The following is a 6,817-nucleotide window of genomic DNA, read 5'->3' as shown; positions in this document are numbered from 1 at the left end:
AACGACGTGGATGGCCGGGACAAGCCCGGCCATGACGTTGTGGAAATGGACCGGCGCCAAACTCCGATCGTCATATGCGATAGCCCTGCCGCAGGGTGGAGGGGAGCTCACCGATGTCGGGGTGAGGTCGCATTCAAGCGTGCGGAAATGACCCCTCGCGCGGCGCATGCATCGCAGCCGCTCCTCTCAAGTCCCCGGCTTCACCAGCCCCAGCTCCTTGAACTTCAGCTCCGTCGCCGTCACCGCGTTCTCATACACCTCGCCGCGCTCGACGAAATAGTTGAAATAGCCGGCCGGCGTCTCCGGCTGGATCTCGACCAGTTCGACGCTCTTGTATTTGGGGTCGGTGATGACGCCGGCCGCGATCAGGTCGTTGATGCGCTTGAGCGCGTCGACCTCGGCCTTGTAGCCGACCGAGAACCACATCTCGGTGGTCCAGTCCTGCACCTCGAACCAGTTGGCGGGCGCCTGCCCCCGCCAGCCCTGGGCGAGCGGACGGACGGCGAAGACGCGGTCGAAGCCGTGCAGCTCGGAGACGATGCAGGCGCGGTGATAGGCGCCGTCCATCTGGCCGTCGGGCAGCTTGGTGAAGCCGTACAGCGACAGCCACAGCGCGGCCTTGATCGCCTCGGGCGTGATCGGGCGGATGGCGCGCTCGGCGCTGATGTCGGAGGCGTAGCGCAGGTCGCGCTTCGCGGCGGAGCGCTGCGCCTTGGCGGCATGGGCATTCGGAATCGACTTCTCCGCCGGCAGCAGGGCGCGGGCGGCATCGTTGCCGTAGAGATGGCCGGTGCCGGTCTCGGGATCGTAGGTGTTGAACACGACGCCGATCGCGGTGCCGTTCAGGGTTTCGGCGGCCTGCATGAAATCAGCCTCGCTACGCACCGGGACATATTGCTGCGCGGGCAGCAGCCGGTCGGCGAGCACGTTGAACGGCCCGTCGCGCCAGTCCGGCCAGGCGGCAAAACGCGCCAGCGCCTCGGCGTAGGCCGGACGGAAGACGCCGGGATAGCCGAACACCAGGGTGCGCAGTTGCGAGGCTGGATCGCGGGCACGGTCCGAGGAAATCAGCTGGTCGCGCAGGTCATGGCCCTGCAGCCAAGCCGAAAGCACCAGGATCTGGCCCGAGCTTGCGGTGACCAGGTCCGGCGTGACGCCCCAGGTGCGGGCGGTGTCGAGAAAGCCGGCGCCATGGGCATTCAAGCCGCCCAGCCCGGCGAGCGCGAAGGCGACACGCACCGCATTGCTCCGTCAGCAGAAGGACGAGCGAAAGACTACCTCAGATTGTTTCGGCGATGCAAACCGGGATGTGCAGCCCGGTTCGCAAGCTGAACGAAGGCGCGCGGCCCCGAACATGATCATCGCTCAAAGGTTCAAAATTCTGCGGTGATTCGCGGGCATAAGGCCGCTGCGACAGGGTCAAAATCTGCAGCCGGCAGCTGTGCCGAGCGTCACAACCTCATGTTGCGCGCGTGCAGGCAGCGCTATCCACCTACCGCCGGTTGCCATGATCCCAAAAAGTTACATAACTTGGATGGGCCGGCGGGCAACACTGTTGTCTATCTGCAATAGTGTGGCAATGATTGGTTAACCATATTGAATTACCTTGGTTAACATGGCTCGCGGCAAACAGCCTTCCGTGTCGCATGCGCTCCCGAAGCAGCAGACGCTGCTCGATTGCTTCCTCGAGGCGCAGGCGAAAAGGACGAAGCGTCGTCGGCGCTCCGCCGACTCGGCGCCCTCGGTCGACGGCCCGGACCAGCCGGACGGACTGGCCGCCGATGATGCCGAGCCGCTGCAGGACGAAGCTGCCGAGAAGGCCGCCGGCGCGGCGTGAGACCGCGCGGCGCAACCGCAAAAGCAGCGCGCCGCTCCCCTCACCTCATCCGAGATGCTTGTGGAAGAACGCGGTGGCGCGGCCCCAGGCGAGTTCGGCGGCGGCGCGATCGTGCACGGTCATGCGCTGCTCGTTCACGAAGGCATGCTCGGCGTCGTAGCGATACAGCTCGAGCGACTTGCCGGCGGCCTTCATCGCCGCCTCGAAGCCATCCACCAGCGCCGGCGTGCACCAATCGTCCTTGTTGGCGAAATGCGCCTGCAGCGGAATCTTGACGTCGGCGGGCTTCGCCGCCTGCTCCGGCGGGATGCCGTAGAATACGACGCCGGCGGCGAGCTCGGCGATCTTGGTGGCGCCGATGATCGTCACCGCGCCGCCGAGGCAGAAGCCGGTCAGGCCGACCTTGGCGCCGTTGCGTGCCAGATATTGCGCGGCGCCGCGCACGGTCTGCGTCGTCGCATCCATGAAGTCGAGCGAGTTCATCTCGCGGCCCGCCGCGTCCGTGTCGTGATACGGCACCACCGTGCCCTTGTAGAGGTCGGGCGCCAGCGCGTTGAAGCCGGCGAGCGCGAAGCGGTCGGCCATGCCCTTGATCTGGTCCTGCAGGCCCCACCATTCCTGGATGACGACGACGCCGGGCGCATCGGCCTTGGCCGCCTTGGCGAGATAGCCCTTGGCCTCCTGGCCGTCGGGCCGCTTGAAGCTGATCAGTGTGCCCATGATGATCCTCCGCAGTTTCTGGTCGGGACATTGCGACTGCGGTTTAGCGCAAATACGTGCGCGGCGCGACTGGCCGAGTCTCACGGCCGTCGCGCCGTGGACGATCCCTCCGCTCGGCGGATCAAGGGCTGGTGATCGCTGCAGGCGGCACGAAACGATCGCGATCATCGGCCGCTGCAGCCTTTCTCTTGCGGCGGCAGCGATGGGAACTCTCCAGCGGACCCGACCCAGACCATCTCGCCTGCTGCACGCGGCTCGCGTCCAGAGAGAAGGTCGTCAAGCGAAGAACGTGATCTTCTCGGTCAGGCTCATGCGGCGAATGGCCGAGAGCACATCGGACGCCGGTTCGGCCTGCGCGTGGGCGGCGAACGGCGTCGGCCCGAGCGAGGGATGCAACTGCAACGGCGGTTCGGCCGCGCTGTGGCGGCGCGCCGGGGCCGACGATGCGGCGCCGGCGGCCTCGCATGATCCTGGTTCGATCCGCCCAGCGTCGAGCGACGCCGGCCGCGCCCGGAGCTCGACACGGGCCTGTCGACCGTCCTGGCCCGCCAGCGGCATGTCCGCGGCCGCGGGGTCGACGATCGGCTGCGTCTCGGCGGCCCGCGGAAGCTCGACGCCGCTTGCTTCGGCAAGTTCCCTGAGCCTCCTCCGCATCAAGTCGAAGGCCGCGCTCATCGTGTCCGGGATCCTAATCGCCGAGAGCTGCCGACAGCTGTCCTGGATGGCCTGTACCTGCGCATCGATCGAGTCGCACGTCCGCGCCTCCGAGCCGATCTCCCGCCAGCGCCACGAGATCTCCTCCAGGATTCGCGCACCCGTCCGGATCGGCGCCAGCCGGGCGTCGATCGCGAGGCTTGCCGCGGCCACCGCGGCAACCTCCGCAGCCTCGTCGACGAGGCTCATCATGGCCGCGACCATCTCGCTCGGCGGCGGCTCGATCGGTGCCGGCTGCAGCGCCGCGACGACGCGTTCGAGTCGCGCCACCTCGTCGAGCACCATGCGGGTATCGGAGTTGCGGTTGCGCTTGGCGTATTCGCCCAGAAACCAGCGGCCGCGCTCGGTCTCCATGAACGCCTCGCGGATCGCTTCATAGTCGCCCTCGTCGGGACGAGTCGCACGCGCCGAGATCGGCGACAACGCAAAGGCCTCATGGGTCATGAACGACTCGCCTGAAAAAGCCAACGAGAACCAAGGATGACCCCGAGACCATGACGCGCAATTCAGGCATTATCGTGAAGACCGAACTTATTTGTTACGTCCTGAGATTATTCTACTAACTCCTACTAATTAGGACATTCCTTCCGTCGTCAAAAAATGCCCACCGGAACATCTTTCCGTACGCAAAAACCGCCGACCTCCCATCGACTCTCCGGCACGAACGAGATCGGTGCGAGCAAGCCATGAACTACATGGCATCACCAAAACTTCCGACCGACGATTCACACTTCACATCGCGACAATCTTTCGAGAACATCGTTAATTCAAATTGCACGGCTCAAAGCGACCGCATCCCCACTCCATCGCCCATCCCAAATCAGTCCTGTTTTCTTTCACTTACGTCGACAAACAAGATTTGACAGACGAACTACTCAGGCTGCCGCGTCACCGGTTGCACGCATCGATCACCGCTTCCCGCATCGTCCGCACGCGCGATCGGTCGCACTTCGGTCTCATTGTTTGCCACGATTATGGCTCGACCAAGCGCACACATGTTGGAGGTTACGATGGACGGCCCCGCCACCGCTCGCCCGCCGGGCTACGGCCTTTTCAGATGGATCATCGCAGGCGCGATCGTATGGCTGGGATCGCTGATGATCTCACCCTCTGCGCAAGCCGGCTATTATGGAGACGGCTATTATTACCGCCCGAGCTCGTGCGGCTATCGTTGCGGCTACAGCTACGGTCCTTATCGATGCTCGCCATGCGGATGCTATCGACGCTGCCATACGGCGCGACCCGGCCTCGTCTACGAGCGCCGTTATCGCTACGTCGAACGCGAATATGTCGAGCGGCGCTACGGCTCGCCTGCGCGCCACTACGGCTGCTCATATTGCGGCTACGGTCGTCACGGCGGCGACTATCCCTATCGCAGCTATCGATCCTATCCCTGGGGTGATGGCGGAGTCGGACGCCGCTGGCCCACGCCCTACAGCTCCAACGACGGACCGGGACGCTACGGCTATGAACCCGTGGCCGATCGGTTCGACCCTCCGCCGCGGCCTCCCGCGGCGGTCTGGGACGCGGGATCGGGTGCCGTCCCGTTCAGCGACCAGGCTCCCTATGGCGCCTACAGCGCCGCAGAGGTCTCGCGGCCGTTGCCGCGAGGCCCGCTGGGAATGATCGAGTCAGGGGTGCTGGACTTCCTCGGCAGCTTCGGCTCACCGTGAGCGCGCGACGATCGCAGCAGCCACCCCCGGCAAGGAATTCAGCACGACGGCACTATTTCGTACCGGCAAGCATGACGTAGGCGCCCACCGCGAACCAGAACGCGTAGTTGCTCACGATCGGGATCTCGATGAAGACGCTCAGCACGGCAAGAATGACCGTCAGCAACGACAGCACAAAAACAAAGTTCACTGCGTGTCTCCCCTCACGCTGCGATGAGAACTCGAAGGCGCTCGCGCGATCGAGCACGACAAGCACGGCACGGATGCCGCCCGCGGCTGATACGCACTGCCCGCAACACCAATGCTCGCAACACCAATGTTCGAAACACCATTATTCAGAACAGCTGGCCTGACACGTGCCGTTGCTTTCCCCGCGCCGCGCATTGTGCCCTGGATGCTGCCGGCGAGGCGACCTGGTCGCCGCCCCGTGCCTGGATGGTCGCGACTCCCCATCGCGCTTGCCCTTAAAAGGCCGCCTGATTCGGACATTTTTGCGGGATTAGTTGGAACGTTCAAGGCCGCAAGCCGGTTTCCGCCGGAGACGCAGCGGCCCGTGATGCTGCCGGCCGGCGCACGGCGCGACCGAAGCGGAGCTGCCGGACGCCACGCCGCAATCCGGAATTTCCCACCATTCACCGACACATGAGAGTCGTAGACCATGGTCAGAGAATCGAACCAGCGACCAGCCGATAGCGGATGTTCGTACTTCGCCGCCGGGCACCCGGCGAGGCGCGACGACATCCGGAGTCTCATTCGGCCGACAAACCACTGCGACTGCTCGCCTCATTCACGGCAGCACAACACCCGGAGTGCATGATGCGTCGCCATGTCGTGATCATCGCCGCAGCGCTGGCATGGCTCATCAGCCTCGACAAGGCCGAGGCCAGACTGGACATCCTCGTCGACAAGTCGACGCAGCGAATGCTCGTCATCCAGAACGGCTTCATCCGCTACATGTGGCCGGTCTCGACCGGCCGCGATGATCTCGCGACTCCGAGCGGGGTCTACGCCCCGCAACGGATGGAGCGCAACTGGTTCTCGAGCTCCTACTACAACTCGCCGATGCCCTATGCGATCTTCTTTCACAACGGCTACGCCATCCACGGCAGCTATGCGATCGACCGGCTGGGCGGCCCGGCGTCGCATGGCTGCGTGCGGCTGCATCCGCAGCATGCCGCGCGGCTGTTCGATCTCGTGCTGCAGGAAGGTCCGGAACACACGACCATCGAAGTGACCGACGCGCCGCGGCCGGACGATCCCGCCCCGAGAGCCGAGCCCGCCGCGGGACAGGGACCGTTTCCACCGGAGCCGCGCATGGTCCGCTATCGAGAGCCGCCCGAGGGGGAGCCGCCGCCGCAGCCGCGCGGCAATCGAACGATGGCGGCGAGGACTCCGCCAGCGCCGAGGCCCGCGACGCCGGAGCGGCGCCTATCGACCAGTCTGTTGGCCCAGAACGCGCCGCCGGAACCGGCGCAACCGGCTCAACCGTCGTCGACTCTGTACGGCTTCAAAGTCCTGCCTGCATCGTGCTGGTCAGGCGGTGCATCGCGATGGCGATGGTGGGCCTCGAGCCAGACCGCATCCTGCAAATAGGTCCATGCGCAGAATGGCACGCCGATGATCGTCATCGTGACCATCAGCTAACAACGTTCGATACACGGTCGAAAGTTCGTCGGTCGCGAATGCGACCGTCATCGCTAAATGTCATCGCTAAATTTCGTCGAGTGAGTCGCAGGTCGGCTCGGCCGAGCCGCGCAACCGGTGACGAACCTGGCCTGTTGTTGTGATGCAGCAGGACGACACCAGCGTTGGAAAGTCGCTCGCTAAGCGTGTTCAAGGACGATTTCCTCGTGTGCGCCGCGGAACAGCCCCG

The 6,817-nt window shown here is 64.9% G+C and carries 7 protein-coding genes; 3 read left to right on the top strand and 4 right to left on the bottom strand.

Going from position 1 to position 6,817, the window contains the following annotated elements; all coding sequences use genetic code 11:
• Window positions 1-186: 186 nt before the first annotated feature.
• The gene (locus BRAS3809_RS11420; RefSeq protein WP_008962254.1) at window positions 187-1,239 is read right to left on the bottom strand and encodes a hypothetical protein; all 1,053 of its coding nucleotides are present in this window, start codon (window positions 1,237-1,239) and stop codon (window positions 187-189) included.
• Window positions 1,240-1,639: 400 nt separating this feature from the next.
• Between BRAS3809_RS11420 and BRAS3809_RS11415 the strand changes: the two genes are divergently transcribed.
• On the top strand, window positions 1,640-1,837 hold the full coding sequence (locus BRAS3809_RS11415) for a hypothetical protein (RefSeq protein WP_170323275.1): 198 nt from the start codon (window positions 1,640-1,642) through the stop codon (window positions 1,835-1,837).
• A gap of 45 nt (window positions 1,838-1,882) precedes the next feature.
• On the opposite strand, the gene BRAS3809_RS11410 is transcribed toward BRAS3809_RS11415, so the two are convergent.
• Both BRAS3809_RS11410 and BRAS3809_RS11405 read right to left on the bottom strand, forming a co-directional pair.
• The gene (locus BRAS3809_RS11410; protein WP_008962252.1) at window positions 1,883-2,557 is read right to left on the bottom strand and encodes a dienelactone hydrolase family protein; all 675 of its coding nucleotides are present in this window, start codon (window positions 2,555-2,557) and stop codon (window positions 1,883-1,885) included.
• Between the two features lie 276 nt (window positions 2,558-2,833).
• Complete coding sequence (locus BRAS3809_RS11405) at window positions 2,834-3,694, bottom strand: hypothetical protein (protein WP_240535649.1); 861 nt, start codon at window positions 3,692-3,694, stop codon at window positions 2,834-2,836.
• 674 nt (window positions 3,695-4,368) lie between these two features.
• On the opposite strand from BRAS3809_RS11405, the gene BRAS3809_RS11400 reads away from it, so the two are divergent.
• Complete coding sequence (locus tag BRAS3809_RS11400) at window positions 4,369-4,944, top strand: hypothetical protein (RefSeq protein ID WP_240535648.1); 576 nt, start codon at window positions 4,369-4,371, stop codon at window positions 4,942-4,944.
• Between the two features lie 52 nt (window positions 4,945-4,996).
• Here BRAS3809_RS11400 and BRAS3809_RS36560 read toward each other — a convergent pair whose 3' ends face one another.
• Window positions 4,997-5,134, bottom strand: a complete 138-nt coding sequence (locus tag BRAS3809_RS36560) for a hypothetical protein (protein WP_157872536.1) — start codon at window positions 5,132-5,134, stop codon at window positions 4,997-4,999.
• Between the two features lie 626 nt (window positions 5,135-5,760).
• On the opposite strand from BRAS3809_RS36560, the gene BRAS3809_RS11390 reads away from it, so the two are divergent.
• Window positions 5,761-6,537, top strand: coding sequence for a L,D-transpeptidase (locus BRAS3809_RS11390; protein WP_008962247.1), 777 nt, complete (start codon window positions 5,761-5,763; stop codon window positions 6,535-6,537).
• Window positions 6,538-6,817 lie beyond the last annotated feature (280 nt).

Source organism: Bradyrhizobium sp. STM 3809 (assembly GCF_000239795.1).
Taxonomy (GTDB): Bacteria; Pseudomonadota; Alphaproteobacteria; order Rhizobiales; family Xanthobacteraceae; genus Bradyrhizobium.
Note: the sequence above shows the minus strand (reverse complement) of the source record. Positions and strands in the feature narration are given on the sequence as shown.

Excerpts from the sequence above, each read along its gene's own strand:
- BRAS3809_RS11400 (WP_240535648.1), top strand. The coding sequence starts at position 4,369 with ATGATCTCACCCTCTGCGCAAGCCGGCTATTATGGAGACGGCTATTAT.
- BRAS3809_RS11410 (WP_008962252.1), bottom strand. The coding sequence starts at position 2,557 with ATGGGCACACTGATCAGCTTCAAGCGGCCCGACGGCCAGGAGGCCAAG.
- BRAS3809_RS11390 (WP_008962247.1), top strand. The coding sequence starts at position 5,761 with ATGCGTCGCCATGTCGTGATCATCGCCGCAGCGCTGGCATGGCTCATC.